This is a genomic window from Bacillus sp. YKCMOAS1, assembly GCF_030268125.1.
Taxonomy (GTDB): Bacteria; Bacillota; Bacilli; order Bacillales; family Bacillaceae; genus Bacillus; species Bacillus safensis.
Window position 1 is genome coordinate 25574 of record NZ_BSEI01000006.1, and the last position, 26806, is coordinate 52379.

Below are 26806 nucleotides of genomic sequence, written 5' to 3' on the forward strand. Positions count from 1 at the left end.
GTCGCTCTCCTTTCTTCACTTTGTTATCTGTTTCTGAAACAGCTTGGCATATGCATAGTGAGGGAAAAACATGGGATTGTTAATGAGCATCAGCAATTGATTTAATTGAAAATTTAGTGTCAACAGATCGCATCCATCAATACGTAAATCGCTGAGTTTGTTTTCATCTAAAAATTTTTCTTCTTCCTTAGATCGTTTTTCTTGTTTGAAACAATTTAATTCGTTTGACCACCATCTTAGATGTTCATGTTCATTAGGTACTTTTAATTGAAATTCATTGCTTTTTTTCATGAGCATAAAATCAAAAGACGCCGCTAATTCAGCTGCTTTATTTGAAATTGTTTGGTCCTCTTCTCTTTTAAAGTTACTTGCTAAAATGAGTAAAGGACGCGTCCTCTTTTGTGTGTTACTTTCACTAGTAAAGTAACCTGTGGCCGTTCTAGCAATTCCTGTTGTTTTTGGTGTTAGCTGTTTTATTTTTTTAGACCATTCTTCTAAACCTTTTTCTTTCAAATTAGAGCTTTTACATTCAATAGCAACCGCAACCGCCTCAATCGGTATAAACTTCAAAGAATTGTGTTGAAACACATACGGCGTATACTGCTCATCAAATACGGCAATATCGACTTCGTTAGAATGATTTCCATCTGAGTCAATAATGATGACACCTTGTGCTAATGAATATTTTTTAGGAATGATTTTCCGAAAAAACTCCATCCACATCACTTCTCTAGAATCCCCTGTCAGCCCACCATGATTAGAAGCAAAGTCTACTTCTTCTGATATCATGCTGTTTAATCTTTGATAATTCTCTAAGATCAGCTGCTCCACTTTACCGGTTCGCTCCGTCTCACCCAATCCATTTCCTCCTTCATCATTCATTACGAATGGATAATATTTGAATCTAAATGACTACTTTTCATTTCGACTTATTTTGAGATTTTTTAAGGTTTATTTAGGAAAAAGAAGAAAAAAAACATGACTGCAATGAGTCATGTTTTCACTTTACAAATGAACAGTCTATTTTGATGGCTTTTGTATCTGAAAGAGGGTGTTGTAAGAATCATGATCTTTGAGAATGTCATACCGTTTAAGACACAATCATTTAAAATCACGCACTCATATAGAGTGCGACCGACAGTCATTTTTCTAATCAACTGATAAGGCGAATTTCAATCCACGCACTCATGTAGAGTGCGACTGACAAATGTAGGGAAAACATAAGATACTTAGAATTTCAATCCACGCACTCATGTAGAGTGCGACCGTTTTTCTTTGTTTCTGATGCTTCTGCACAACAAATTTCAATCCACGCACTCATGTAGAGTGCGACGTAATGGTATTGACGACTCCAGCTAGATCCACAAATTTCAATCCACGCACTCATGTAGAGTGCGACACCTTCGACATCAATCAATTGTGCCATTTCATTTCTAATTTCAATCCACGCACTCATGTAGAGTGCGACTTGTCTGGTACAAAAAAGCATGGAATCTAGTCGAGATTTCAATCCACGCACTCATGTAGAGTGCGACACTGACTACCTTCGTTGACTACCTTCTCAGGTTTATTTCAATCCACGCACTCATGTAGAGTGCGACTGCGATTTTCGCCCTAATTGTAACATTTTTTAGGAAATAATAGTCAAAATCCACAAATTTCAATATAGGATTTTGTTTTCCCTTCATAAATATACATTTTTTCTCATTTTTGTCGAATAAAAAGGTGCGAATGCACCGGGGATTTTATGTTCACCTCACATTCGCACCGAATATTTCTTAATCCTATTTAATTAAAAACTATTACTGATGATAATCATACTTATTTCTTATTTCGCTGTTTCATCAACAGCTTTGAATTCATTAATAAAATTGGTGAGACAGAGTTATGTTTTTCACACCTATATCAAGCGCAATTGTCAATATATCTTTCAAACTACCTTCTGACAAGAATTTTATTCCTCACACTCATATAGAGCGCGACAGGGAGACTTGTTATCTCTGGAAAGCTATTCGAATTTTCAATCCACGCACTCATATAGAGTGCGACTGAAATAGCTTTAACTTTGCTCATCTGTGTTTCATTTCAATCCACGCACTCATATAGAGTGCGACGCAGTGGAATCTTTACGGCCAATAAAGATAAATTATTTCAATCCACGCACTCATGTAGAGTGCGACTGACGGACAAGGAACAATTGACAGCATGGGGCATATTTCAATCCACGCACTCATGTAGAGTGCGACTTGTTGAGTGGATAGGGGAGCACCATTGTTCATACGATTTCAATCCACGCACTCATGTAGAGTGCGGCTACTCACCCTGCTTAACTGATATTCTTTCATGATTATTTCAATCCACGCACTCATGTAGAGTGCGACGGCGGCAACTCGTGACGGCGTATACCATAACTTATTTCAATCCACGCACTCATGTAGAGTGCGACATACTTTGCTGGAGACGTGCTTATTAGTGAATACATTTCAATCCACGCACTCATGTAGAGTGCGACAGGATCAATCCAACAGGATCACGGTCATTCAGTGTATTTCAATCCACGCACTCATGTAGAGTGCGACTTTATCAGTTTATTCAAACACTCAAACAGATCAATTTCAATCCACGCACTCATGTAGAGTGCGACACAGTCAACTATCTGCAATGCGTACTAGATTAATTTCAATCCACGCACTCATATAGAGTGCGACAAGCTCTCGAAGAACCGCTTGCATTTCCATCATTATTTCAATCCACGCACTCATGTAGAGTGCGACGATGGCGTGCCTTTGCCTCTTTCAGCGGTTGACGATTTCAATCCACGCACTCATGTAGAGTGCGACACTTTACCGTTCCCTGTTGAGGTCGAGATAAAAGCATTTCAATCCACGCACTCATGTAGAGTGCGACCAATTGTGAATATATTAACGAATCTTGAATATCTTATTTCAATCCACGCACTCATATAGAGTGCGACATAACCTTGGGTGAATTTACTTTCTTTGTTGTGATTTCAATCCACGCACTCATATAGAGTGCGACGACCCTAATTATGTTGATCATGTCATGCGCTATTTATTTCAATCCACGCACTCATATAGAGTGCGACTGTCAACATGATTTTGAATCCCTACAATATCATGTATTTCAATCCACGCACTCATATAGAGTGCGACCTAATGACTGCCCTTCGTTGGATGTATTCTTGGATATTTCAATCCACGCACTCATATAGAGTGCGACGTTTATACTCGCTGTGACGAGTAATTAATTCATATTTCAATCCACGCACTCATATAGAGTGCGACTGCGATTTCCACCCTAATTGTAACATTTTTTAGGAAATGATAGGCAAAATCCACAACTTTCAATAAAGAATTTTGTTTTCCCCTTTATAAAATATACATTTTTTCTCAATTTTGTCGAATAAAAAGGTGCGAATGTCCCGGGGATTTTATGTTCACCTGACATTCGCACCAAGAGCCTCTCTTACAACTTCGTCATATATTCCACAATAAACTCCCAAAATCCAGGTCCTTCTTGGTAAATCAGCCGGTCTATTTTTTCGATGAGTTTGATATAGAGTTCTTGTTCGAGGTCTTCTCTTTCTTGATATGCCGTGTTTTGTAGTTTCTTTTTGATCATGGGTGTGAAGGTTTCAATGAGTTCTTCCATTTCTCCATTGGTCATTTTGTCTTCGTGCACGGACATCTCCCCCTGTTTCTTCTTTTAGTTTGTTGAGTGCTTTTTTGTGAATGTTTGAGATGTTTTGTCTTGTTTCGCCTAACTGATCGGCTATTTCTTTCATTGTTTGACCTTCGACATAGATTTGGGTTAGAACCATTTTTTGTTTTTCTGTGAGCTGCTGGTAGGCCTTGTACAATGTTTGATCTTGCAGATGTTCTCCTAAGTCTTGCTGATTGAAGAGCACGGCTTCATACGTATCTGTTTGAACAGGGTCTTTCACTTCTTGCGTATCAGGATGGTCGAGTATGAGCGGAAAACGCTGCTGTTTCTTTTTTACTCGTTTGTCAAAGTCGACTGAAAAGATGCGTATCATTGTGGAGATATACTTGATGATGCGGATTTTCTGATAGAACTGTTTGAACTCGGAATCTAGTTTTTTGGCATTTTCCTCGTTTGGCTCTTCCATGACTTGCCGGAGCAGCTGCTCGTTTTTCGGGTTGCTTAAAAACTGCTGAATGAGCGGGTGATCAATGATTTCCTTCCATTTTGCTTTCAATAACAGCCGATAATCCATGTGCATCCTCCCCTTTGTTCCCTCTACTAGCATTAAGTGGACAAAAGTTAAAAAAAGTAAACTTCGTGAAACGGGTCTAATGGTTCATTTTATCCCCCTCTGCTTTCCTTTTTCTTCTTTCATACCACTTATATAGAAGACGAGTATCCGCTGGGGGGTGAGACAAATGGAGACCTTTTTTTCAGAGGAATGGTTGAAGCAGCTCGGTCAGGCTGGCTTCCCTGCCATTTTGACGGTTTACTTGCTGACACGCTTTGAACGAAAGTTTGATGAATTAAGCAAGCTCATCCAACGATTAGTCGCTGCTCAAAAAAATGATGAATCAGATTGACATCTGCTTGATTCGTTTCACCTTATGAAAACGAGGGCGAAATGAAAGGCCTTTTAGTCACCTCACACAATACGATGTTGAAAGGGGATTTTATCATGAGTGAAAAGCAAAATGGAATACCACAGCCGATTCGAGGAGAAAAAGGAGCAACGGTCAAAATTCCACGTAATCTCGAGCGGGACAGACAAAATCCAGATATGCTCACGCCACCAGAAACCGATCATGGAACGGTCTCCAACCTGAAATATTCTTTTTCTGATACACACAATCGTTTAGAAAAAGGCGGCTACGCCCGCGAGGTAACAGTCCGCGAACTGCCGATCTCTAAAAGTCTTGCATCTGTCAATATGCGGCTAAAGCCTGGTGCGATTCGTGAGCTTCACTGGCATAAGGAAGCGGAATGGGCGTACATGATTTATGGGGAAGCCCGGATTACATCGGTTGATGCAGAGGGGCGCAATTTTACAGAGGATGTAACAGAGGGTGATTTGTGGTACTTCCCATCTGGCCTGCCTCACTCTATCCAAGCACTTGAACCGGGAGCTGAATTCTTGCTTGTGTTTGATGATGGGTCATTCTCAGAAAATAGTACGTTCCAAGTAACCGATTGGCTTGCCCATACGCCAGAGGAAGTCGTGCTTAAGAACTTCGGTATGACAAAAGAGCAGTTTGACAAGCTGCCAGAGAAAGAAAAGTATATTTTCCAAAAAGGAATTCCTGGTTCGCTTGAATGTGACAAGGTAAAAATAGAGCAAGGAGAAGTCCCGAATTCCTTTAAATATGAGCTGTTAAAACAGGAACCGATTACGTCAAGCGGCGGACAAGTGTGGATTGCGGACTCTACCAATTTCAAAGCGTCTAAAACGATTGCATCCGCTCTTGTGAAGGTTGATCCAGGTGCCATTCGTGAGCTGCATTGGCATCCAAATACGGATGAATGGCAATATTTCATTTCTGGAAAGGCACGAATGACGGTATTTGCTTCTGATGGACATGCGAGAACCTTCAACTATCAGGCGGGAGACGTTGGATATGTCCCATTTGCGATGGGGCATTATGTAGAGAATACAGGCGACGAACCGCTTTATTTCTTAGAAATCTTTAAGAGCGATCATTATGCAGATATCTCACTTAATCAGTGGCTTGCGGTCACACCGAAACAGCTTGTTCTTGATCATTTAGATCAAGGCGAAGATCTCTTAGAACTGCTTGATACTGAAAAACATCCTGTGATCGCTGCACCTAAAAAAGAGGATTAACGTATGACTTCCTGCAAAAAGGCTGTCCTTTTTGCAGGTATCTTCATGTAAGGGAGTGTTTGTTCAACTATGCAGCAATCTGTTCACGCTTTATGGCAAGGGCTGAAATGGCTCATGGCGGCGTCTGCTGTCTGTTACATATTTTTGTTGTTCTGTGTGCTGTTCTTTCATTTAACAGGTGCTTTTTATCAATCGATTTTATCGATGCTTTTATTTATGGGCATCTATGTGGTACTGGGGATATCCTTTGAACATGTGGAGCATGTGCTCATGAGGGTTGTTAAAAAGTGCCGTTCCAAAAAACGCTCCGTCGTTTTCTATGCCATTTCAATTCATCTCTTGTTTATTTGGGGGGCTGTCTATTTATCAGATGAATTGGTAGGCGGCATTTTACTGTCTACTTCTGAGGAAATCCTCTTTGCTCTAAGCCTTTGGCTGTTTCATTTTTTGTTTGATTATGCGACGTTTTCTTTTGAGAAAGAAGCTTAGTGATTTGCTTCATATGATGGATATCATTCTCGATCAGCCCTTGGAAGATAAAAAAACACCACTTATGATGAAAAGTGGTGTTTCTTGTGTTTTCTTCGTGCATATAGGATCGCACCAATCAAACTGACAAGTGAAATCAACGCGAGAATTCTGATATAAGGCGGATAGTAGGTTAGCACAATCTCGTTTTTGCCTTTTTCTATTGGAAAACCGATAAAGGCGTAATTGGCTTGTTCAATATCGGTCTGCTTTCCGTTTACCGTGAGCTCCCAGCCTTTTTCATACGGTACTGGCAAGATCATATAATCATCGCCGCGCTTGTTATCATATGAAATCGTAAAGCGGTTGTTTTCGAGCTTTACTTGCTGGCTGCCATTGTCCTGTTTTTCTTTTTCATATGCTTTTTCTAGAATGCGGTAAGGCTCTTGGTACAGCTTCAGTTGATCGAGTTCATACGTCCCTTTTGGTACTCGAATGGAAAGGATTTTTTCCGCAGGGACTCGAATCGTCACTTCATTGACGCCTGTTTTGTAGATGGATGTATTGCTTTTTCGTGAGGTGACGTAGTTGTCAACGGATAACTGAAATCCTTCGTTCCGGTCTGTCCGCTTCACATAAAAGCTCACATACACATCTCCAGCGCTGGCCATATCATCTGGCAGCGTGATATTCAGGCCGCCTGTTTCTCCGTATACATCAAGCACGCCATGTTCGTATACGGCTTGTTCCGTATGAATCTTTGTATCCTTGACTCGATCTGGCGCGTGCTCAATTTCAGCGTTTCCTTTTTTGTCTAAAATCACACCTTGAAGCATCGCATGCTCCCTATCAAGTGCTGAGGCATCCTTTAAGGATTCTTCCGAATAAACGGTGCTTGTTGTTCTTGCAAATGGCAGCGGCCGTGTATTTTCATACACTTTATAATGCTCGCTTTCCAATATTGGCTTAAAATAAGCTGGCGGTGAGTAAGGCATCGTATTGTCTCTCATATAATACTTTCCGTAGGTCAGGCTGTATAAATTCACCCTGTCCCCCATTGTTGCATAACGGCTGACACTTTCACGTCCCATATCGATTTGCAGGTCATTCCAGTAGAAATTGAGCAAATGCTGATTCAATATACTTGAATACGCGCTCATGCCTTGAAAGCCTTCAAATAACGGGGTATTGTTGCGCACGCCATTCATCCAATCAATCCGGGCAAGCGGATCTTTTGAGGAGCGGCTTTTAATTTGCTGGATGAGCTTCATTTGCTCATGTCCAGCATATGCCTCACTATTCAGATACGTATCTGATACGCTCTTAATATTGCTTCTTTCAGATAAGTAGCCCTGCTGATACACGCCTGCTGTCAGTAAGCTGACAACGATGAGCACAGCTGAAAAGAGACGAAGGTGCTGGCGTTTTTCCGCATGAATCACAAGGAAAAACACGCTGATCACAAGCAGTCCTATGGCTGTAAATACAACAACATCCATATTTCCCTTTGCTCGTTCTGATAAGATCACTGCGAGAAGAAACACGATCCAAGCGCCTAAGACCGCACGCTTTTTCCACTTCCACTCGATTTGTGAGAAATGCTTGATGATGATGGCTACGGCCGCTCCAACTGTAAAGGCAAGAATGTATTCAAACCTGTACTGCGGTGCTGAAAAACCATTAAACACGCTCGCCATCTTTGGACTGTAGTGAAAAACAATGAGCAGAAGGCTGATTGATGTAAACATGAAAAACCACCTGTTCCGGTAAAGCGGAACGAGGAACATACAAATGAGAAAGATCACAGGTAATAAATACACCCTGCTTGTAAACAGCAGATGATCATGCAGATCAAACCAAGGTATAGATTGATCATATGGCGGTCTTATATTATTAAGAAAGCCATAGACAGACGGAACAAAAAAGGCAGCACTGATTCCAAAGGATAACAGCGTAGAGACCGCCAGCGTCCAGAACACCTTCCACCCATTCTCCTCACTTCGAAGCTTGATGATATATCTGAAGACAAGATAGATCGCTAAAAAGATAAAATGAATATAAGCAAAGTAAAAATTGTTGATGAGCATCAGGCTGCACGCCGCAATAAACCAAGCCGGCTTACCTGTTTTGAAAATCCGTTCAACCCCAAGCACAAGCAGCGGGAGCCACATCATGCTGTCGGTGAAAAACTCCCAAAATGTTTGATGCCGAAAATACACAATAGACAGTCCGTAGATTGTGGCTCCTGTTAATGCGCTCAGCCTATGCTGAACCATTGAAAGAAGCACACGGTAAGCGATGAAAAGAATAAGCGTCAACTTCATCACACTCAGCCAAATGACGGCATTTGCCCAGAAATGAATGTCCGTTGATTGAATAAGATGAAGCGCATTCATCAACCAGACGACAGCAACTGTGACCATAAAAACAGTCGACGTTGTGAAATAATAACCTAATTGCGTATATGTACCGCCGCCTAGACCGAATTGATAGGAATAAAAGAAGTTTCCTTTGACGTATTCATCGTAAAGCAGCTTTTTAAATGGGAGCATTTGTGAGATGCCGTCTCCATCTCCTGTCATATACCGGCCTTGCGTATATTCATATAAGAAAAAGGAGTGTCCTAATAAAGCGAGAATGAGGCACATTCCTATGATTATCCATCTACGTTTCATCATCTAAATCCTTTCCACAAAAGATCCGCTGTTCTTTGAAACAAAACAACCCAGCAAGCGATTCGTGCTTGCCGGTTATTTGACTCCACGTTATTTAAATAACTGTGTTAACACTCGGTCTTGTTCCTTTGAGCTTGTCTCTTGTTCCATCACATTTGATTCCTGGATTAAATAATGCGGCCTCTTTTTCGTTTCATAATAGATACGGCCAATATATTCTCCAATCACGCCTAGACTCAAAAGCTGGACACCTCCGAGGAACAGCACAGCTGATATTAAAGTAAAATAACCCGGCACCATAATGCCCGTTCTGACGATTTGAATAAAGGTGGCCACGATGTAAATCAATGAGAGAAATAAGATCAGTATGCCAGTATAAAAACAAATTCGCAGCGGGCGGTTGTTAAAAGAAATGACGCCATCTATGCCATAGTTAAATAATTTCTTCAGTGACCATTTTGTATCACCATGCTGTCTTTCTACATTTTCATAATAGATGACCTTTTCTTCAAACCCAATCCAGCAAAAAAGCCCTTTCGAAAAACGATTTCCCTCTTTCAGCTGAAGCAGTGCATCGATGGCTTGGCGTGAAATTAAACGGAAATCCCCGACGCCATCACGCAAGTCCACTTCTACTACCTTGTTCATCACCTTATAGTACATGGATGACAGGTAAGAGCGCAGCTTGCTGTCACCTTTCCGATTCCGTTTGGCAATGACTTGATGATAGCCTTCTTCATACCCTCTGACAAAGTCCTGAATTAAATACGTCGGGTGCTGCAGATCGGCGTCCATAATAATCGCAGCTGCTCCTTTTGCATGTTCAAGACCTGCCAAAATAGCGGCTTCCTTTCCAAAGTTACGTGAAAAGGATATATATTTAACTTTTGCACTTTTGCGAGAGAGCTCTCTCATGTATTGAAGCGTGTTGTCTTTGCTTCCATCATTTACAAATATGATTTCAAAGTCATAATGAAAATCGCGAAACTCTTCCTCGAGTGCCTCAAAGATTCGTCTGATGTTTTCACCTTCATTGTAAGAAGGAATTATCACAGAGAGCAGTTCCCGTTCCATATCGCACCTTCTCTTCACTTTTTTCACATAGTCTGATATGTTCATTATTCCTTTTTTGTCAGAAAACGAAACCCTTTTTTATTATCCATAAATTACATGTATCTCTAATCGTTTCATTATATCAGAGTTTTATTTCCATTGATTTTCAACAGGATGAATTTAATGTAATTTTAAGTTTAATCATTGTAAAAAGCCTGTAATTTCGATCACAGACTGGGTATTGTTTCATAAAGTTATTTGTTCATTTGTATATTTTCCTATTTATTGAAAAAGATGAATGGAAGTGAAAGGGCAACCTTTTAGTGAAGCAGCCCTCGATTGTTTTGTTGCAGATGCTCGTTTGCCTTTGATTGTTTATTTTGAAATAAATGAAGCTGCGCGCCATAGCTCTCGATCCACTCTTGGACAATTCGTTCTGTTGTTTCCTGTCCTTTATACTTGCGGCCAGCCTTTGCATAAGTCGTTTCAAAATCACTCCAAAGCAGCTCTACCCATGTACGTGCTTCGTCATATGTCAGCATATTGTTTTTTTCCATGAGTTGTTCTGTTAGTCGTTCAAAGTATTGTTCCATGCCTGTTCCTCCTTCATCTAGCAGAAAGTGCCTTTTTAAAAAAACTTCTTTTTTCATATACTACCCTTACGTCTTCAAAAGACGCAAATGATTTGTATTGTTTGGAGGGAATCGATATGCGTAATAAAGCAAAAGGCTTTCCAAATCAGGTAAATCACAAGTTTGAAGGCGAACCAGGCGCTACAGATGCTTATGCGTCTAAACGGCCGAATGGTGAAACGAATACACGTCCACAGGAACGTATGAGGGCATCAGGGAAACGCTAATTTTTCCAAAGGGAGTGCTTGAGATATGAGTTCAAATGGGAAATCGTATATGGCAGACTTTGTTCAATTAAGGACAACCGCTTACCCTCAACCATGGGCAAATGCAAAGCATTCTGCCTCTCAGGTCAACGGAGAAACGCAGCAAACGCAGCACGACATCGTACTTCAGAACAACGTCCGTAAACAACGTTCGAAGTAAAGAAAAGGACTGATCTCTTTGGATCAGTCCTTTTGCGTCAGCATTGAAATCGGCAGAGCATCTTCCTTATTTGGGGCCGATACTCTGTATCCCCATGCAAACACGCCATTTAAATATTCCACATAAAACTCTTCTTCTGTGTCTTTGATTTGATAAGTTGTTTTCGTTTGAATCAAGGCTGGATCTAATAAATAGGCTTTCGCCATATCGATTTTCCGTTCTAAAACTGCGTATTCATTTACAATGCCAAGCTGCTCAGCCTTTCGTGCTTTTTCAGAAAGGGCGGCAATTTCCTGCTTCAATTCGTATTCTGTCATCTCACTATAGCGTTTTTCCATCTGTCATTCCCCTTTGTCTAAAACGTGATCAATTGTATCGAGATCAAAGCCTTTTCTGAATAAAAATTGCTTCACTTTCATCTTCTTTTCAAATGATCCGTCATACCCTACCTTGCGTTTTGCCTTCTCCAGCATATAAAGGAGGGCTTCTTCTTCCTTTTCCTCTTCTTGTCCATCATAGGCTTCTTGAAGGGCTTTATCAATGATCTCAAACGAAAATCCCTTTCGCTGCAGCTGCAGCTTGATGCGCTGCTCGATCTCTTTTGCAGAACGATTTTTTTCTTTTTTGACAAGCTTGAGAACCTGCTTTACAGCTTCCTCGAGCTGTAAGTCATCAGGGTATTGCGATAGCGCCTGCTCAATCGTGTCATCGTCTATACCTTTGAGCTTCAATTCTTTTTTTAGGACGGACGGTCCTTTGCTGTTCGTTTTGCGGTGGGTGCTGACATAGGCTTCTGCAAATTCAAGATCATTTACATACTTATAATGCTTTAATTTGTGTATAATTTCACTAATAGCAGGTGCCGGGATTTCTTTTTTCGTTAAATAATCGGTGACTTCTTTCACTGATCTCATACGGTAGGATAAATAATCAACGGCCTGCTGAAATCCTTTTTTCACCGAATCACCGAATTGAATCTCAATGATATCTGCTTCGTCCAGCTCTTTGCCTTTTTTCAAATCGTGCTGGACGAGCACATCTAAATCAACACTAAAGGCGTACTTTTCATCAAGAAAGATGTTGACCCGCTCTGTATTGTTTTTCTGAGCAGAAATTTTTGTAATATAGGGCATCCTGTGATCACTCCTTTTCCAAAACAGTCAGGATGTTTCTTCTGATTCAAAATCGTGAAAGATATAGGTATGTATATGAGAGGAGAGATGTCAATTGAATATCGCCATTACCGGAGGAACCGGTTTTATCGGCCAGCATGTTACAAAAGTGCTCGCTGCTGAGGGACATCATCTATATATTTTAACAAGAAATCCAAAGGAATCCGAACAAAATCATTTACATTATGTGCAGTGGCTGACCGAAGGTTCTGCGCCTGAGCATGAATTGCCTGCCATCGATGTATGGATTAACCTTGCTGGAAAATCCATTTTCACACGCTGGACAGACAAGGCAAAAGAAGGCATCCTCTCCAGCCGTCTCAAATCAACACAAGAGGTAAGACGCATTATAGAAGCGCAGGAATCAAAACCTTCTGTGCTGATTCAAGCAAGTGCTGTCGGAATTTATGGCACATCTCCAACAGGAGATTTTACAGAGGAATCACCTCCTGCGGATACTGATTTCTTAAGTCATACATCAAAACTTTGGGAGGCTGAGGGGCAAAAGATTGAAGCACTCGGCATTCGTACGGTCTACACACGCTTTGGCGTCGTGTTAGGAGAAAAAGGGACACTGCCACTGATGGCACTGCCATATAAGCTGTTTGCCGGCGGGACCATGGGCTCTGGCACACAATGGGTTTCATGGGTACATGTCGAGGATGTGGCACACCTCATTCATTATGCCATTCAAAACGACGACATTTCAGGACCACTTAATGTCACGTCTCCGAATCCTGTTCAAATGAAGCAGCTCGGACAAACCATCGCCTCTGTCCTTCACCGTCCTCATTGGCTGAAGGTCCCATCTTTTGCGATGAAAACGGTACTTGGCGAAATGTCATTACTTGTTTTAGAAGGCCAGCGTGCTCTTCCGAAAAAGGCACTGCTCTCTTCTTATGACTTTTTGCACCCTGAACTAAAAGAAGCGATTTTGCATTCTAAGGAATAAATGTTGTCAAAAACACCCATCCTATTAGAAATGATATGAGGGGGCGATTTTGATGAAGAAAAAAGAACACCAGCCAACTTCGAAGCTGAAGAAAACCCAGGAAGTCCTGTATCAGCAGGAATTCAAAAAAGCGGAAAGAGCAGCAGAAAAAAGAAACAAATAAGACGGATATTCCCCTCCAACAAGCACATAACTAAAGTGATCTTGTAAAGGAGGGAAAGACTTTGAAAAAAGACCAACACAAAAAATCCAACCAAGAGCTCGCAGCACAAGAGACGGATGGCGAATATGTTGAATTTTCCAAAGAACTTGCAGATCCGAATGATTTAAAAGCAATGGCACGTATGAAAGCAGCCGATCAGCGCGCCAAAAAACAATAAGTAAAAAAGCAGACCTTATTCAGCGGTCTGCTTTTCTTTTATTTGATTTCAGTAAGAAGACTTGATGCTTTCTGGCGTGATTTTTCCTCTGGCACCTCTTCTGGATAACCTATATGAAGGATCGCAGCGAACCGTTCGTTTTCCTTTAATCCCATGTCTTGTTGAAAGCCTTTATCGTATAAAATACGTCCGCTCTTCCATACCATACCGATTCCTTGATCCCATGCAAGCAGCTGGAGATTTTGAATGAGCGCGCTCACGGCGGCAAAATCATCATTTCTCACCACAGGGTTCTCGTCTTCTTTTATTACGACAAGTAAAAGCGCTGGGACCTTAGAAAAGTAATCTCTGTATTGATTGATCTTTTCTTCTTTTGCATCTGGGTTGTTGCGCTGAAAGAAAGCAATGAAGCGCTCTACAAAAGTGGCTTTGGCTTCATCCGTCACCGCATATAAAAAGCGCCACGGCTCCGTGATTTTATGGTTTGGTGCATAGACTGCATCCTCTAATAGTGGCTGGAGCTGTTCAATCGTCACCGGTGTGTCTTTGAATTTGCGAATCGATCGTCTATATCTGACAGCGTCTCGAACCGTTAACGCTTCTGTTTGTTGTTTCGTTTCTGGCATATATGTCATCCTTTCAATCAACCTTAATTGAAATTGATTCTCATTCACATTATAAACATCATCGCGTGCAGTTGCAAATCAAGTATCTCTCCTCCCCGCTGCTAAATAGTTGTTTGACTTTTTCAAGTAATGTTACAATCATATTACGTTTTAAACAAATTTTGATAAAAAAGCCAAGATGATGAAATGTTTTTCAAGTATTCCCATTTTGTCTGATTCAGTTTTTTTGTCAAAAGGCTTTCAACCATGATTGGAAGGGAGGCTTCTGGATGGAATGAAAATCAATATTGGACAAATCATTAAACTCTACCGTTATAAACAAAATATGACCCAATCTGAATTGGCAGACGGAATTTGTTCTGTCTCTCATTTAAGTAAAATTGAAAATGGCTCAAAGGAGGCCAATCAAGACACGATCAATCTGCTGCTTGAACGGCTTGGCATCAGCCAAGAAAAGCTGTCACAAAAGGCACGTCATCTGCTGTCACTTTTGGATGAGTTTCAAATGAATATGTACTTCTATGCTCTCGATCAGGCTGAACAAAATGCAGAAATGATCATTCAGCACGAGGAGCAGTTCTTTTCACTGGATTTAGGCATTCAGTATCATTTGTCCTTATTTCAATTTTATTTATTAACGGATAAACAGCCGCTTGCCTTAAAAACACACCGCGTGCTCAAAAAATTCGAAAAAACCTTTATTGAAACAGAAAAAGAAATTTTTGAATATCTAGACGGCATTCATCAAATTAAAATTGGTCAGCTTGAGGATGGGCTGAAAAAGCTTGAAAGCTGTTTTTCCTACGCTTCAGTTGAACAAAGTGATTTGTATTATCACTATGCAAAAGCACTTGGAAACATGGGACAGCTGGGCGATGCGCTTGAAGCGACACATCAAGCGATGGATTTATATAGACAAAAAAACAATTTCAAGCGGATTATTCACTGTACACTCATTCACGGCGTGATCTCACTTGAACTAAAAGCCTATCAAACTGCGAAGAAATATATAAAGGAAGTGATTTTGCACACGTCCCTTCACCCTGATGCCTATATTAAAATGTCCGCGTATTTTTATTACGGGGTGCTCTTAAAACGTGAAGGTGATTTTTCTTCAGCTGTGCCTTATTTACTAGATTCACTCAATTACTTTAATCAAGAACAGATAGAAGACCGTTACTGTGAAACGCTATATGAAATTGCGACACTATATGCTGAATATGACCGCAAAAAAGCACTTCCCTACATACACGAGCTGTTAAAACAGCCTCGTATTCAGCCAAACTGTTTATATATGATCAAAATCTATAAATTGATGATTGAGGAAAATCCTCTTGATTTAAAAACATATTTGGTCGAAGCAGCCCTTCCTTACTTTGAACACAATGAGCTGCACAGTGAATATTTGTTTGCGCTTAGAACCTTGCTTACCTATGCAGGTGCTGAGCTTGATCAGCAGGCGTATCAGTCCTATACAAAGAAGCTTCTTGATCATTTAGCGGTATATCTTCCCTACTACAAAAAAGCATGACCTTCTGCCGATCGAAGGTCATGCTTTTTTCTATTTATTAAATGGTCTCTTGTTGATCTGTATCATGATGGTTCACCCGTTTGACAGAATGAATATACCGTCTTTTTGCTAAGAAATCGTACGCATGCTGTCCAAAGCCAAGCCAGATGCTGAGCACGATGAATGGGACCGTTCCCCATAATGCAGGGATATGGCAAGCCATACGCAGCCAAGTATAGATCCCTGAATTCTTTTGATTTTTGGCTAGGGAAATAGACACGATTCGTTTTTCCGCCTTCTCTTCACTGATTTTATTCAGCCTGAGCAGCTGCGAATGTCTAAAGGATTCAAAGTGAATCCGATTTTTCCAATCGAGTGATTTTAACAAATCAATCATTTTTGCACATGAAGGACTTTGTCCATCATAAAACACAAGCAGTCTCAGTGATTTGATGGAACGCTGTTCTCTTTTTTTCGATTCAGCGAGCTTCTTTTTTTCTTGATCGAGATAAATGATTTTTTTCATAAATTGATCGCCTGTCCTTTTCTGTCATTTTTTTAGTTCGTTCAAAGGAGATTACAACTAGATTACTATAGTTGCTGGGCCTCTTGTATTGGGAAAAAGCCAACCCTTGTGCGTTATATGAGCCTTTGGATAAGGGCAAAATCATTGATTTCATGGCATATATGAGGTTTTTCAACTAAAAGTGGTTGGGAAAATCGTGGTGCTTTGCGGTTTTCTGCGGTTTTTGATAGAATTCTGCGGTTTTCTACACCTTTATGCGGTGGTTTTGTAGGTAAAACGCAAAAACAAGATAAAAAAAGACTACTTCCCATTGCGGCGAAGTAGTCTTTTGGTTTATATTTTTGCCAAAACTTCTACAATTTCTTTCTCAATATCTTTCCATAAGTAACGGTCTGTCGTATAGTGATGTGCGGCTTCTTTCGCAAATACTTGAAAAGCTTCTTCATAATCAGGTGCATCTTTGTCCGGTTTTTTCTCGTCCACAAAGCGCTGTGCTTCTGCTGAGCGAGGTCCCCATTTCCCCACTTCATTCCCGTCCTGATCAATGATGACGATAATCGGAATCGATCTTGCGGTCCCGTTCGTTAAATACTGATCCATCAGGTCTAGATGCTCATCCCGAATGAAATAGCGCGCATCAATGAGTGCTTCATTTGCAATACGCATGAAAATCGGTACATTGACCATCGCATCTCCGCACCAATCCGCAGTGATGACAAGCGCTCTGAGTTTTTTCTTTTGCAGCTTTTGCAGCAGCTCTTTTTCTTTTTGATGAATTGCGTACTGGTTGTACACCGTGAGCAGATTTTCCCGGTTTTTCTCCATATTGTGTACATATGTACGTTCAGCTAATCCCTTTGTAAACCATTCATTTAATGTCATATGAACATCCCCCTTACCCTTCAACTTTACCACTTTTGCTATTCTTTTGTCTAAAAAAACCTTCACCTAGTGAAAGGTAAAGGTCTTTTGGTTTATGGACGCCGCTTTCGATTGGGGTCCATCCCGATCAGCTTGGTGACAAGCACCATTGTGACAGGCAGTGACGTATTCTTTTTATACGCTAAATATTTCCCGCGCCATTCAGGCTTATATTTCTGTTTAAACGACCGTAAGCCGCTGAAACTGTACATATATCTGACATTGTTGAAAATGACACTTGCCAAACGCTCCGTGAGAAAGGACTGATGGAACGTCCCTACATTCGATAAAGGTGCCATTCCCATGTTAAACGATTTGTAGCCTTTTTCTTTCGCCCATTGAAACAGGTGGATAAACAGCGCATCCATCATCCCGTTTGGTGCATCATGCATATGACGCATTAAATCGATGGAAATCTCCCCTTCTTGATACATCGGCATCAATGATACAAAGGAAATGATCTGCCCTTGTTCATCCTTTAGAATCGCAATCGGTGCCTTTTGAAGATAGTCTTCTTGAAAATAACCGAGCGAAAATCCTTTTTCTTTTTTCTTTCCAAGCCAGCTGTCAGATATCTGTTTTAAGGTTGAGATCAACTCATCTGAAAAGGGAGGTTCCAGCATTTCAAAGGTGTAGCCTTCTCGCTCAAACTTATTCGCCACAGCTCGTAAGTTTGATTTTTTCTTACCTGACAGAGAAAACGTTTCTAAATCGACCATGGCTTCTTCCCCAAGCTTAAAGAAGTGAAAGCCTAAGTCATGATAGAGAGCCATTCCTTCTCGTTCTACTTGATAAAAAGCAACGCGGTAGCCGGCTTTTTCTGTCTCCTGTAAAAATTCTTCAAGTACAAGCGGATAAGACGCCTCACGTCCAGATGGATCTCCGAGCACAATGACGCAGCGGCCAATTCGTCCAAACTGAAGCATCGCTTCTCCATCACTTGAGAAAAATAGTTTTTTGTCGCCTAAAAAGCCAAGATGACTGAGGGCATTTCCGCCTTTTTCTTCTAAAAACGTTTTTAATTTTTCCTCATCTGCTTTTTCTCCAATCGGAAATGCTTTCTTATTAAAGATCAATTTACTAATGAAGAAGAAAAGCGGGACACCGATGAGAGCAATCATGCTTGTCATCGTGATATGCCGTTCATTATGCACCAAGTAATCCTTACTCAAGAAATGCCCGATTTTTGTCCAAATAAAGTTGCCAATGACATTATAGTTAAAGAGCACGAGTAAATATCCAGCAGCAGCCGCCACAAACTGGTTCAAAGAATAAGGTGCCTGCTGCTTCACAAATTGATTTCGAAGAGAGAAAAACACAGCCATGATGACTGGCAAAATAAAGATCAGACTGAGGTTAAACCCCTTTAACAAAGTAAACACAAAACCGCCTGCTAAGGAGATCATTGTCAGCACGTACGATCTTTTCGTTCTTTTATACACTTCAATGGACAAAATCATGAGAATGATTCCGAACATTAAAGAAAGACCATTAAATCCTGATAACAGAAAGCGCGGGATGCTGGTAATCACACCTAATCGATCGACTGGAAGCACAACAGACGCCATGATGAGCAAGCCGCTTCCAAAGGTTAAGATCGATAAAGACCCGTACAATAACCGAATTAATAAAGCACGGTGCAAAATAATTAAGACGTTCGTTGTTTCAATGGCAGGTGCCATTTTCGGATTGCCTTCAAGACGTCTAAGCGTCGTGCCCGTTAAATCGTAAGCAGCTAGACAAAGCCCTAGGATAAACGGGAAGATTGAGTACACGAAGCGGTACAAGACGAGCGCCGTCAGCACCATCTCTTTATCAAAACCAATGTACTGCATGCTCAGTAAAAAGATGAGGTCAAACGAACCAAATCCGCCCGGAACCATACTGATTAAACCGCCAATTGATGCAATCGCAAATACACCTAAGACAATTCGGACATCGACATTCATCCCCATAGAGACAACAGCCATGTACATGACAAGTCCAGCTGCCAGCCATTCTAAAAACGATGCACCGATATAAGCGTAAATTGGATGCTTTAGCCCATTTTCACCGCTCTCAATCGAGCTTTTTCGAATGGATGCCATGACGATATATATCGGTACAATACAGGCAAAGATAATGACAAATGCCCATAGCCACGGCTCCTGGCTGATAATACTTTCAACAGGAAGCACCCTGACCAAGATCAGATCACTGAAAATAGATAAGCCCAAAAGGACAGAGGAAGTCAATAGGGCAATGCCTTTCAGCAGTTTTTTCGTATCTGTTATGTACTCCTTATAGAGAAGCGTTCTAAGCCCTGCTCCTGATAGACCGCCAAATCCAAGAACACTGTTAAAGGAGTTTGCAATCCAGGAAATGCGAATCGTTTTCCAGCCGCTGATCGGCATATTTAGGCTTTTTCGTAAAATAAAATCATATAAGGACATCGATAAGACCGCAACAAGTCCAAGAAAGACAAGAATAAACAAGTCCATTCGGTTCAAGCTGTCAATAATATAAAACGTCTTTTTAATGGAAAGTCCGCTTAGCTCCTGCTTCGCGACAAAGATCAAGACAAGGATAATCACGATCGGAAAAAGCATTTTTAAGATCGTCATACCCGTTTTTTTGTTCCACATGTTTTTCCCAACTTTCTAGGTTGCTTCAATTATTTCAACTGAACATTATTATACAACAAATACCACTTGATTCATGCAGTTTAACATTCAAAAGCTTGACGAACCTTTCAATTAGAAGTGAAAATCAGTAATATAAAGAAAAAGAGCCGCTTAAAGGAAGTGAACAAGCGTGGAATATAATATTCATGACACCACCGTATTAAAAGAAGAGATTCTATCTCCAGAGGAAAAAAAGACATGGGTTCTTTATATGAAAGTGCTCACAGCTGCAGGTCTTGGAGATGTTTCTGAATGGATGAAGCTTGATATGAGTATGCCTCAAATGAAGGTACTCATGCTTCTCAATAACCATGGCTCTCTCAAAGTATCCGAAATCGCTGAAAAAATGGGCGCTTCTTTGTCCAATATGACAGGTCTGCTTGACCGGTTAGAACAGTCTAACTTTGTCGTGCGAAAGCACTCTGAGCGTGACCGGAGAATCATTGTCGTAGAGCTGACAGAGGAAGCGAAAAATATTTTCAGAAGTATTTATCAAAAAGGACACGAAAAAATCAAACATTCCCTGCAACGGCTCAATGACGAGGAAAAAGAAAAAGTCAATGAAGGCCTTGCTATCTTAGAAAAAGCACTGCGTCCTGAACGCGGCTAAAAAAGTAAAAAAGAAAAAAGACGGTCACTTGGGGTCCGTCTTTTTTGTTTCTTCTACTTGTCGATCTGGGGTGAAAAGAATTTTACGAATCACTTCCCTGTCATCCCATAAAAGATAGGCTAAGCCGATGATGAGAAAAAGGATACTGATCCACGTACCGCCAGGAAGCACTTCTTCAAGAAGCTGAAATTTACTGACCTCATCATCAAAGCTCGTTCTAAAAAAATGAATCTCAAAAAGAACATATTTCGCTATATAAAACAATGCCGCCATACAGATAAACATGGCGCCGACAATTCTTCTTCCAGACATGCGTTTACTCCTTTACTTCCACTGATTTCTTTTGATTAATTCCGTGATATGGGCAAGGTGATGCTTTGAATGCCAGACGTACATTCCCGTTGCATCATATAAGGACACTGTTTGTTGATCGGCAGGGTGATAATAAGACGCGCTGAAGTCTTCCTCTGACATTCCCCGCAGTAAAGTGACCCACCTGCGATGCAGACTGCTGATCAAAGGCAGGGATAAACTGATGGGCGCCTTGCTGTCAGGAAGTGAGGCAAATCCCTCCTGATCATATGGACGTATGTCCGGTGTATCTTCTGTGAGAGCAAGTTTGAATCGTAAGTATGCATTTAGATGGCTGTCTGCTACGTGGTGAATGAGCTGACGAACAGTCCATCCTCCCGGCCGATAAGGAGTATCAAGCTGTGCATCTGTCAACCGTACGGTCACCGCTTCATACTCTTCAGGGATTGCAGCCAGCTCATCAATCCATGCTTCAAGCTGTGCTTTCGTTTTTGTTTCTACCGGTTCATATAAGCCAATCGGATATTGTAATGATGTCATACGTTCTCTCCTCTCTCAAATCCTTCAAGCACAAATTTTCCAATCATCTTTCCTTGTTCAAGTGTTTGATGTGCCTGCTTCAAGTTAGCAGCATTGATCGGACTGAGAACTTTTGTTAAGGTATGCGTTATTTTCCCCTGCTCAAATAACTCACTCGCCTCTGTCAAAAGCTCATGCTGTTTGATCATGTCCGCTGTTTCATACATAGGACGTGTGAACATGAATTCCCATACAAATGCCGCACTTTTATTTTTGAGTAATTGAACGTCTAGGTTGTGCTTGTTCTCGACAATGGTACAGATCGTGCCTTGCGGTTTGATGGCTTCTGCCATGCCTTTGAAATGTCCATCTGTATCATTTAAGCATAAAATAAAATCCACTTCACCGATTCCTTTTTCCTTGAGCTGCGCGAGAAGCGGCTGATGATGATCAATGATATGATCGGCACCTAATGACAGACACCACTCTTTTGTTTCTGGTCTTGATGCGGTTGCGATCACAGTTGCCTTCGCTAATTTGGCTAGTTGAATGGCAATTGAACCAACCCCGCCTGCACCACCAATGATCAGCAAGGTTGAGCCTTCTGCATTCCGCTTCATATGCATCCGGTCAAATAAAGCCTCATAAGCCGTAATTGTTGTAAGGGGCATCGCGGCTGCTTCTGCAAAGGATAGATTAGCTGGCTTTTTCGCCACAATACGCTCATCCACAAGCTGGTATTCACTATTCGAGCCTTGACGCGTAATATCTCCCGCATAGTAAACGTGATCGCCTGGCTGAAATAATGTACACGCTTCGCCCACTTCAACAACCGTACCGCTTGCATCATAGCCAAGAATTTTCAGTTTTTCTTCCTTCTGATCCTTCGGTGATCTCACCTTTGTATCAACTGGATTTACGGACACAGCCTCTATCTTCACCAGTACATCCCTGCCAGACGCTTTAGGCTTTTCAACCTCTTGATCCATCAGGCTTTGCTCATGTTCAATCGGTAAATACTCCAATAGTCCAACTGCTTTCACTCGCTCGCACTCCCTTTCTCCATTCTTTCTTTCCACATTTTATCATAATTTTCTGATGTTTATGGCTGGGTCAAACGAGTGATGGCACATTTATGACCTCTTCAGGGCCTTTCGCTCTCTCGCCATGTATGAAAGACGTGCCTTTTGCAAAGAAGGAACATAAGTGAACCAGCTGTTGGATTTAAAAAATAGCTGAACGTAGTAAAACTGAATGTGCTGAAGGAAAATGATGATCAATAGAAATAGAGTGAATGAGAGAGTAGTTAGATCTACTCTTCCCTGTATCCATTCATTGATCAAAAGAATCACAAAACCGACGATGAGGAGCTGTTCAACTCTTTGCACGAGCTGGCTAAAGACATGCCCGCGTTTTGTTAAATCACCAGACTGGTGCTTTCTGATCCTTCTCGATTTGTAGAACCAAATAATACTTTCTGTTAGGTTATGAATCATAAAAAGAGCGATGAGGACGATCAATAAAGGTGATGGGGTATAAAGGACTTGTGCAACGAACGGAAAGACTAAAAAATAACAGGCAATCAATGCGTGTCTGACTGATAAAAGAAATAGGACTTTTTCTATAGATGTTTTCATCTGTTTCACCTCCATATGTACTACGTTTCATTTGCCGAAAAGTTTCCCAAACCTATAAAAAAAGGATACCCCTAAAAAGGCATCCTTGATGAATCAAACTTAAAAAGCAGCGCTTAGTACGACTGGACCTTGCGGAAGCTTGTTATCCTTTTTTGGTTCCAGGGTAACAGCCACGGTATCCCATGATTCGTTTGCTTCTTTTTCAGATAACGCATAGGTGACGGTTCCTTCCCCTTTGTAATCTGTTTTAAAAGCACCGGCTGGCACCGGCTGATCTCCTTTAATGAGCCACACTTGATAAACAGCAGATGAATCAAGTTGACCCTTTAAGCCGTCTGCACTCACAACAAGTTCTTTTTTGCCGTTATGCTCTATCACTGAAAAAGCACCTGTCGTTTTTGGTGATGTGGCAGAAGCCAGTGATTTTGTGGCAACAACCCTGACAGGTTCTTCCGCCTGCTGTTTTCCATTCGATAAGAAATACACATTTCCAGCTGCTGAAATTAGAAGCAGTGCGGCAACGAGCGGTAAGAGCCACTGGTTTCGTTTCTTTTGCAGCGGTTTGATTTCGTTTGGTTCAGGTGAAGCCTTGAGCTCTATTCTATCGCTATTGTTTTCTTCGACTGTCTCTTCTTCAAACACCTGGGATAAAATACGGTCTTTCATCCCTGCCGGAGGTGTTTGGTCTTCGGCTAGAAGTGGAATGTCAGACATGAGCGCTGTCAATTCTTCAAGCTCTTCTTTGCAAGCTGGGCAGTGCTTGATGTGCTCTTCAAATTGCGTTTTTTCTTCTCCTTGTAAATGCCCGTTGAAATAATCAATCACTTGATGTTTACACTGAGTCATGCCTCTTCCTCCTTTCCTCCGCGAGACAGTTTCGATCGCAAATGCTTCAAAGACAATCGAACCCTTCCCTTTACCGTACCAATAGGGATGCCCAGCTTTTCCGCGATGCTCTTTTGTGTCATCCCTTTAAAATAGACATCTTCTATGATGGTTTGCTGTTCTTTTGACAATGTAGATACTGCTTCACGTATGATCTGTTTTTCCTCTTTCCATTCCACTTCTTTTGATACATCTTCTTGATGATCGGCTAAATATTCAATATGCTCATCTTCCAAAGCTGTTTCATTCCGGTGCTTTCTTAAGAGATCGATGGCCGTGTTGCGTGACATCATGAATAACCACGAAGAGAATTTCCCTTTATCCGTATGATATTCTCCTATGCCACGCCAGAGCTTGATAAAGACCTCTTGAAGCACTTCCTCCGCGAGCTCACGGTTCCCAGTCATTTTATAAATAAACGAATATAATACACGTTCATAGCGATCGTACAGCACTTCAAGCGAGGGCTTGTGACGATCATATTTGATCTTGTGATACAGCTCAAAATCTTTCAGTGTGTCCATGGTCATCTCCTTCCTTTTTCATGAGAAAGAGCATGCGCATCCATCATGAAATCCTTCACGTATTGCTTATCACTCGATTTACTGAAATAAGCCTACCTTGTACTTTACTCTTTTTTCAAGGAGAAAAAAAGAGCGCTGAAAAAGGAAGTGTGCTCCTCATGAGAATGTAATTACTTTACGACATAACAGACCATTTGGATCACTCATGATACAAAAGTCAAGAATCCATGTGTGACCACTCTCTAATCAGCTGATTTTAGCAAAAATCTCGTCTCCCTCTCCATTCAATTGAGGTAGAACGCATTCTTTCCGCATGTCATAATAGGGTGTAAATTGGAGAAATTGGAGTGTCCATATATGATGGTGACGATAGTTCTTTTTTTATTAGCAGGTTTAGCAGAAATTGGTGGCGGCTATTTGGTGTGGCTTTGGCTCCGTGAAGCAAAGCCTGTCAGCTTCGGGATCGCCGGCAGCCTTATCCTAGTCGCATATGGCGTCATTCCGACCTTTCAGCAGTTCCCGACTTTCGGACGGGTTTATGCTGCCTATGGCGGTGTTTTTGTCATTCTTGCTGTATTCTGGGGCTGGTGGGTCGATCGAAAAACACCTGATCTATATGACTGGATGGGTGCTTTGATCTGTTTGGCTGGAGTCAGTGTGATGTTATTTGCGCCGCGCAGTTAATTTCTAACATCAAAAAGGGCTAAAATGATGTTTATTTTAGCCCTTTGTCTTCTTTTCGAACCTTACATTCTAAATTGTGTTTCGTATAAACGACGGTACAGACCATCTATTTTGAGTAACTCTTCATGTTTTCCTTGCTCTTTTACGCCTTCTTTTGTGAGAACAATAATGCGGTCGGCATACTGAATTGTCGCTAAACGATGGGCAATGATAAAGGTCGTTCGTCCTTCAGCCAGCTCTTCTAATGATGCTTGGATAAAAGACTCTGTCTCAGTATCAAGCGAAGAGGTCGCCTCATCTAAAATGAAAATAGGCGGATTTTTCAAGAAAATACGTGCTATGGAGATACGCTGTTTTTGTCCTCCAGATAACATCATCCCGCGCTCACCGATCATCGTATCAAGTCCTTTTGGCAAACTATTGACTAAGTCCGTCAACTGAGCCTTCTCTACTGCCTGCCAAATTTCTTCTTCAGATGCATTCAGTTTGCCGTATAGGATGTTTTCACGTATCGTCCCATGGAATAAATAAATCTCCTGCTGCACGACACCAATTTGTGCGCGCAGCGATGCAAGTGTCATCTTTCGCGTTGCTATGCCATCAATTGTAATGCTCCCCTCCTGCCATTCATAAAAACGGGGAAGCAGATTGCAAAGGGTCGATTTCCCGGCACCAGATGGACCGACGATGGCAATTTTCTCTCCTTGTTTGACCTCAAGATTGATGTCATGCAGCACAGGTTTGTTTGGTTCATATTGAAATGATACATGCTCAAAAGTGATATTCCCTTTTAACTGATGGACTTCGATTGCATCCTCATCATCCTTTTCATCTGGTGTTTGATCGATCAGTGATGCGAATCGTTTAAAGCCAGCTGCACCTTTTGGATACATTTCAATGACTGCATTGATTTGTTGAATGGGTCCTAAGAAAATACCTGTTAATAGGACGAATGAAACAAATTCACCATATGTCATATTTTTTTGCAGCACAAACCATGCACCGCACACGAGCCCAAATACGGTGACACTTTTAATGAGTAAATGACTCACTGCTGTATGCAGTGCCATCATTTGATATGTGGTCAGTTTTGTTTTTCTAAACTGCTCGTTATGCTCGATAAACCGATCCATTTCATGTGACTCATTCCCGAATGCTTTCACCACACGAATGCCGCTAATATTGTTTTCCACACGTGAATGAAATTGTCCAATGCTTGAAAACATTTTATCAAAAGCAGCAGACATTTTTTTCGTAAAGTAGACAGATAATCCGATCAGGAATGGAACAACAATAAATGTGAGAACCGCAAGCTGCCAGTTAATCGATAGCATGAGGCCAAACGCGCCCGTTAATGTCATGATGGCGATAAATAAATCCTCTGGACCGTGATGTGCCATCTCTCCAATATCCATTAAATCATTGGTCATACGGGAAACGAGCTTGCCTGTTTTCTTTTGGTCAAAGAAACGGAAGGACATTCTCTGTACATGAGAGAATAGTTGATTCCTCATATCGGTCTCAATATTGATCCCCAGCTTATGGCCAAAATAAGTCACAACGTAATGCATGGTGGAACTGATGACATATAAAATGAGCAGCAAACTGCCCCAGAACCAAATGGCTTCCCAATTACCATTTGGCAGTAAATCGTCCATCACTTTACTGATGGCTAGCGGAAAGGAAAGTTCGAGTAACGCCGCTAGTACCGCACAGGAAAAATCTAATATAAACAGCCCCATATAGGGTTTGTAGTATGAAAAAAAACGTTTGAACAATTGAC

The 26806-nt window shown here is 41.2% G+C and carries 30 protein-coding genes and 2 CRISPR repeat arrays; of the genes, 11 read left to right on the forward strand and 19 right to left on the reverse strand.

Annotation, left to right across the window (positions count from 1 at the left end; translation table 11 throughout):
* Window positions 1-15: 15 nt before the first annotated feature.
* The 3 genes from QSJ46_RS16685 to QSJ46_RS16695 form a co-directional block, all read right to left on the reverse strand.
* Window positions 16-831, reverse strand: coding sequence for a DUF6602 domain-containing protein (locus QSJ46_RS16685; RefSeq protein WP_285605043.1), 816 nt, complete (start codon window positions 829-831; stop codon window positions 16-18).
* Window positions 832-1103: 272 nt separating this feature from the next.
* Window positions 1104-1602: a CRISPR direct-repeat array (repeat unit 32 nt; unit sequence ATTTCAATCCACGCACTCATGTAGAGTGCGAC).
* 349 nt (window positions 1603-1951) lie between these two features.
* Window positions 1952-3305: a CRISPR direct-repeat array (repeat unit 32 nt; unit sequence ATTTCAATCCACGCACTCATGTAGAGTGCGAC).
* Between the two features lie 181 nt (window positions 3306-3486).
* Window positions 3487-3708: a sigma-O factor regulator RsoA gene (gene rsoA, locus QSJ46_RS16690; protein WP_029707333.1), complete on the reverse strand. Its 222-nt coding sequence runs from the start codon at window positions 3706-3708 to the stop codon at window positions 3487-3489.
* Complete coding sequence (locus QSJ46_RS16695; RefSeq protein ID WP_039177282.1) at window positions 3656-4258, reverse strand: sigma-70 family RNA polymerase sigma factor; 603 nt, start codon at window positions 4256-4258, stop codon at window positions 3656-3658. Before QSJ46_RS16695 ends, rsoA begins: the two co-directional genes overlap by 53 nt.
* 166 nt (window positions 4259-4424) lie before the next feature.
* Here QSJ46_RS16695 and QSJ46_RS16700 point away from each other — a divergent pair, with 166 nt between their 5' ends.
* The 3 genes from QSJ46_RS16700 (at window position 4425) to QSJ46_RS16710 (ending at window position 6337) form a co-directional block, all read left to right on the forward strand.
* Entirely contained in the window at window positions 4425-4589 is a 165-nt protein-coding gene (locus QSJ46_RS16700; protein ID WP_073204399.1) for a YvrJ family protein, read from the forward strand.
* A 95-nt stretch (window positions 4590-4684) separates the two neighbouring features.
* Window positions 4685-5848, forward strand: coding sequence for an oxalate decarboxylase family bicupin (locus QSJ46_RS16705; protein WP_285605044.1), 1164 nt, complete (start codon window positions 4685-4687; stop codon window positions 5846-5848).
* 69 nt (window positions 5849-5917) lie between these two features.
* Window positions 5918-6337 (forward strand): regulatory YrvL family protein, encoded by a 420-nt coding sequence (locus tag QSJ46_RS16710; protein WP_106025898.1) that lies wholly within the window; start codon window positions 5918-5920, stop codon window positions 6335-6337.
* Between the two features lie 62 nt (window positions 6338-6399).
* Here QSJ46_RS16710 and QSJ46_RS16715 read toward each other — a convergent pair whose 3' ends face one another.
* The 3 genes from QSJ46_RS16715 to QSJ46_RS16725 all read right to left on the reverse strand — a co-directional run bounded on the left by QSJ46_RS16715 (window position 6400) and on the right by QSJ46_RS16725 (window position 10637).
* Window positions 6400-8994 (reverse strand): YfhO family protein, encoded by a 2595-nt coding sequence (locus QSJ46_RS16715; RefSeq protein ID WP_285605045.1) that lies wholly within the window; start codon window positions 8992-8994, stop codon window positions 6400-6402.
* Between the two features lie 87 nt (window positions 8995-9081).
* Window positions 9082-10065 carry a glycosyltransferase family 2 protein gene (locus QSJ46_RS16720; RefSeq protein WP_024425218.1) on the reverse strand — a complete coding sequence of 328 codons (984 nt, stop codon included), beginning with the start codon at window positions 10063-10065 and terminating at the stop codon, window positions 9082-9084.
* 299 nt (window positions 10066-10364) lie between these two features.
* Window positions 10365-10637, reverse strand: a complete 273-nt coding sequence (locus QSJ46_RS16725) for a YfhJ family protein (protein WP_024425219.1) — start codon at window positions 10635-10637, stop codon at window positions 10365-10367.
* A gap of 116 nt (window positions 10638-10753) precedes the next feature.
* Between QSJ46_RS16725 and QSJ46_RS16730 the strand changes: the two genes are divergently transcribed.
* Complete coding sequence (locus QSJ46_RS16730) at window positions 10754-10903, forward strand: small, acid-soluble spore protein K (RefSeq protein WP_003217849.1); 150 nt, start codon at window positions 10754-10756, stop codon at window positions 10901-10903.
* Window positions 10904-10928: 25 nt separating this feature from the next.
* Window positions 10929-11102, forward strand: coding sequence for a YpzG family protein (locus tag QSJ46_RS16735; protein ID WP_008360604.1), 174 nt, complete (start codon window positions 10929-10931; stop codon window positions 11100-11102).
* Window positions 11103-11125: 23 nt separating this feature from the next.
* Here the strand turns inward: QSJ46_RS16735 and QSJ46_RS16740 are convergent, their stop codons facing one another.
* Together QSJ46_RS16740 and recX are read right to left on the reverse strand one after the other, a co-directional pair.
* Window positions 11126-11440 carry a YfhH family protein gene (locus QSJ46_RS16740; protein ID WP_047202061.1) on the reverse strand — a complete coding sequence of 105 codons (315 nt, stop codon included), beginning with the start codon at window positions 11438-11440 and terminating at the stop codon, window positions 11126-11128.
* Between the two features lie 3 nt (window positions 11441-11443).
* The gene (gene recX / locus QSJ46_RS16745; protein ID WP_024425808.1) at window positions 11444-12235 is read right to left on the reverse strand and encodes a recombination regulator RecX; all 792 of its coding nucleotides are present in this window, start codon (window positions 12233-12235) and stop codon (window positions 11444-11446) included.
* A gap of 94 nt (window positions 12236-12329) precedes the next feature.
* Here recX and QSJ46_RS16750 point away from each other — a divergent pair, with 94 nt between their 5' ends.
* The 3 genes from QSJ46_RS16750 to QSJ46_RS16760 all read left to right on the forward strand — a co-directional run bounded on the left by QSJ46_RS16750 (window position 12330) and on the right by QSJ46_RS16760 (window position 13606).
* Complete coding sequence (locus tag QSJ46_RS16750; protein ID WP_285605046.1) at window positions 12330-13226, forward strand: TIGR01777 family oxidoreductase; 897 nt, start codon at window positions 12330-12332, stop codon at window positions 13224-13226.
* 52 nt (window positions 13227-13278) lie between these two features.
* Window positions 13279-13389 (forward strand): YfhE family protein, encoded by a 111-nt coding sequence (locus QSJ46_RS16755; RefSeq protein WP_017358836.1) that lies wholly within the window; start codon window positions 13279-13281, stop codon window positions 13387-13389.
* 61 nt (window positions 13390-13450) lie between these two features.
* The gene (locus QSJ46_RS16760) at window positions 13451-13606 is read left to right on the forward strand and encodes a YfhD family protein (RefSeq protein ID WP_048240070.1); all 156 of its coding nucleotides are present in this window, start codon (window positions 13451-13453) and stop codon (window positions 13604-13606) included.
* A 38-nt stretch (window positions 13607-13644) separates the two neighbouring features.
* On the opposite strand, the gene QSJ46_RS16765 is transcribed toward QSJ46_RS16760, so the two are convergent.
* Window positions 13645-14232, reverse strand: a complete 588-nt coding sequence (locus tag QSJ46_RS16765; RefSeq protein ID WP_285605047.1) for a nitroreductase family protein — start codon at window positions 14230-14232, stop codon at window positions 13645-13647.
* A 274-nt stretch (window positions 14233-14506) separates the two neighbouring features.
* Between QSJ46_RS16765 and QSJ46_RS16770 the strand changes: the two genes are divergently transcribed.
* Window positions 14507-15763, forward strand: a complete 1257-nt coding sequence (locus tag QSJ46_RS16770) for a transcriptional regulator (RefSeq protein WP_285605048.1) — start codon at window positions 14507-14509, stop codon at window positions 15761-15763.
* Window positions 15764-15800: 37 nt separating this feature from the next.
* Here QSJ46_RS16770 and QSJ46_RS16775 read toward each other — a convergent pair whose 3' ends face one another.
* The 3 genes from QSJ46_RS16775 to mprF form a co-directional block, all read right to left on the reverse strand.
* Window positions 15801-16268 (reverse strand): thiol-disulfide oxidoreductase DCC family protein, encoded by a 468-nt coding sequence (locus QSJ46_RS16775; protein WP_285605049.1) that lies wholly within the window; start codon window positions 16266-16268, stop codon window positions 15801-15803.
* Between the two features lie 333 nt (window positions 16269-16601).
* A complete protein-coding gene (locus QSJ46_RS16780) occupies window positions 16602-17150 on the reverse strand; it encodes a thioredoxin family protein (protein ID WP_024425227.1) in 549 nt (182 codons plus the stop codon).
* A gap of 92 nt (window positions 17151-17242) precedes the next feature.
* The gene (gene mprF / locus QSJ46_RS16785; RefSeq protein ID WP_285605050.1) at window positions 17243-19813 is read right to left on the reverse strand and encodes a bifunctional lysylphosphatidylglycerol flippase/synthetase MprF; all 2571 of its coding nucleotides are present in this window, start codon (window positions 19811-19813) and stop codon (window positions 17243-17245) included.
* Window positions 19814-19982: 169 nt separating this feature from the next.
* Here mprF and QSJ46_RS16790 point away from each other — a divergent pair, with 169 nt between their 5' ends.
* Complete coding sequence (locus tag QSJ46_RS16790) at window positions 19983-20462, forward strand: MarR family transcriptional regulator (RefSeq protein ID WP_047202057.1); 480 nt, start codon at window positions 19983-19985, stop codon at window positions 20460-20462.
* A gap of 24 nt (window positions 20463-20486) precedes the next feature.
* Here QSJ46_RS16790 and QSJ46_RS16795 read toward each other — a convergent pair whose 3' ends face one another.
* The 6 genes from QSJ46_RS16795 to QSJ46_RS16820 all read right to left on the reverse strand — a co-directional run bounded on the left by QSJ46_RS16795 (window position 20487) and on the right by QSJ46_RS16820 (window position 24339).
* Window positions 20487-20774: a hypothetical protein gene (locus tag QSJ46_RS16795; protein ID WP_047202056.1), complete on the reverse strand. Its 288-nt coding sequence runs from the start codon at window positions 20772-20774 to the stop codon at window positions 20487-20489.
* 12 nt (window positions 20775-20786) lie between these two features.
* The gene (locus QSJ46_RS16800; protein ID WP_285605051.1) at window positions 20787-21314 is read right to left on the reverse strand and encodes a YfiT family bacillithiol transferase; all 528 of its coding nucleotides are present in this window, start codon (window positions 21312-21314) and stop codon (window positions 20787-20789) included.
* Complete coding sequence (locus QSJ46_RS16805) at window positions 21311-22336, reverse strand: zinc-binding alcohol dehydrogenase family protein (RefSeq protein ID WP_269773026.1); 1026 nt, start codon at window positions 22334-22336, stop codon at window positions 21311-21313. Before QSJ46_RS16805 ends, QSJ46_RS16800 begins: the two co-directional genes overlap by 4 nt.
* A 90-nt stretch (window positions 22337-22426) precedes the next feature.
* Window positions 22427-22930 (reverse strand): hypothetical protein, encoded by a 504-nt coding sequence (locus QSJ46_RS16810; protein ID WP_285605052.1) that lies wholly within the window; start codon window positions 22928-22930, stop codon window positions 22427-22429.
* Between the two features lie 99 nt (window positions 22931-23029).
* Complete coding sequence (locus QSJ46_RS16815; protein WP_285605053.1) at window positions 23030-23776, reverse strand: anti-sigma factor; 747 nt, start codon at window positions 23774-23776, stop codon at window positions 23030-23032.
* Window positions 23773-24339 carry an RNA polymerase sigma factor gene (locus tag QSJ46_RS16820; protein WP_039177235.1) on the reverse strand — a complete coding sequence of 189 codons (567 nt, stop codon included), beginning with the start codon at window positions 24337-24339 and terminating at the stop codon, window positions 23773-23775. Before QSJ46_RS16820 ends, QSJ46_RS16815 begins: the two co-directional genes overlap by 4 nt.
* Before the next feature lie 357 nt (window positions 24340-24696).
* Here QSJ46_RS16820 and QSJ46_RS16825 point away from each other — a divergent pair, with 357 nt between their 5' ends.
* Window positions 24697-25023 carry a YnfA family protein gene (locus tag QSJ46_RS16825; protein WP_024425817.1) on the forward strand — a complete coding sequence of 109 codons (327 nt, stop codon included), beginning with the start codon at window positions 24697-24699 and terminating at the stop codon, window positions 25021-25023.
* A 62-nt stretch (window positions 25024-25085) separates the two neighbouring features.
* Here QSJ46_RS16825 and QSJ46_RS16830 read toward each other — a convergent pair whose 3' ends face one another.
* Complete coding sequence (locus QSJ46_RS16830) at window positions 25086-26801, reverse strand: ABC transporter ATP-binding protein (RefSeq protein ID WP_285605054.1); 1716 nt, start codon at window positions 26799-26801, stop codon at window positions 25086-25088.
* Window positions 26802-26806 lie beyond the last annotated feature (5 nt).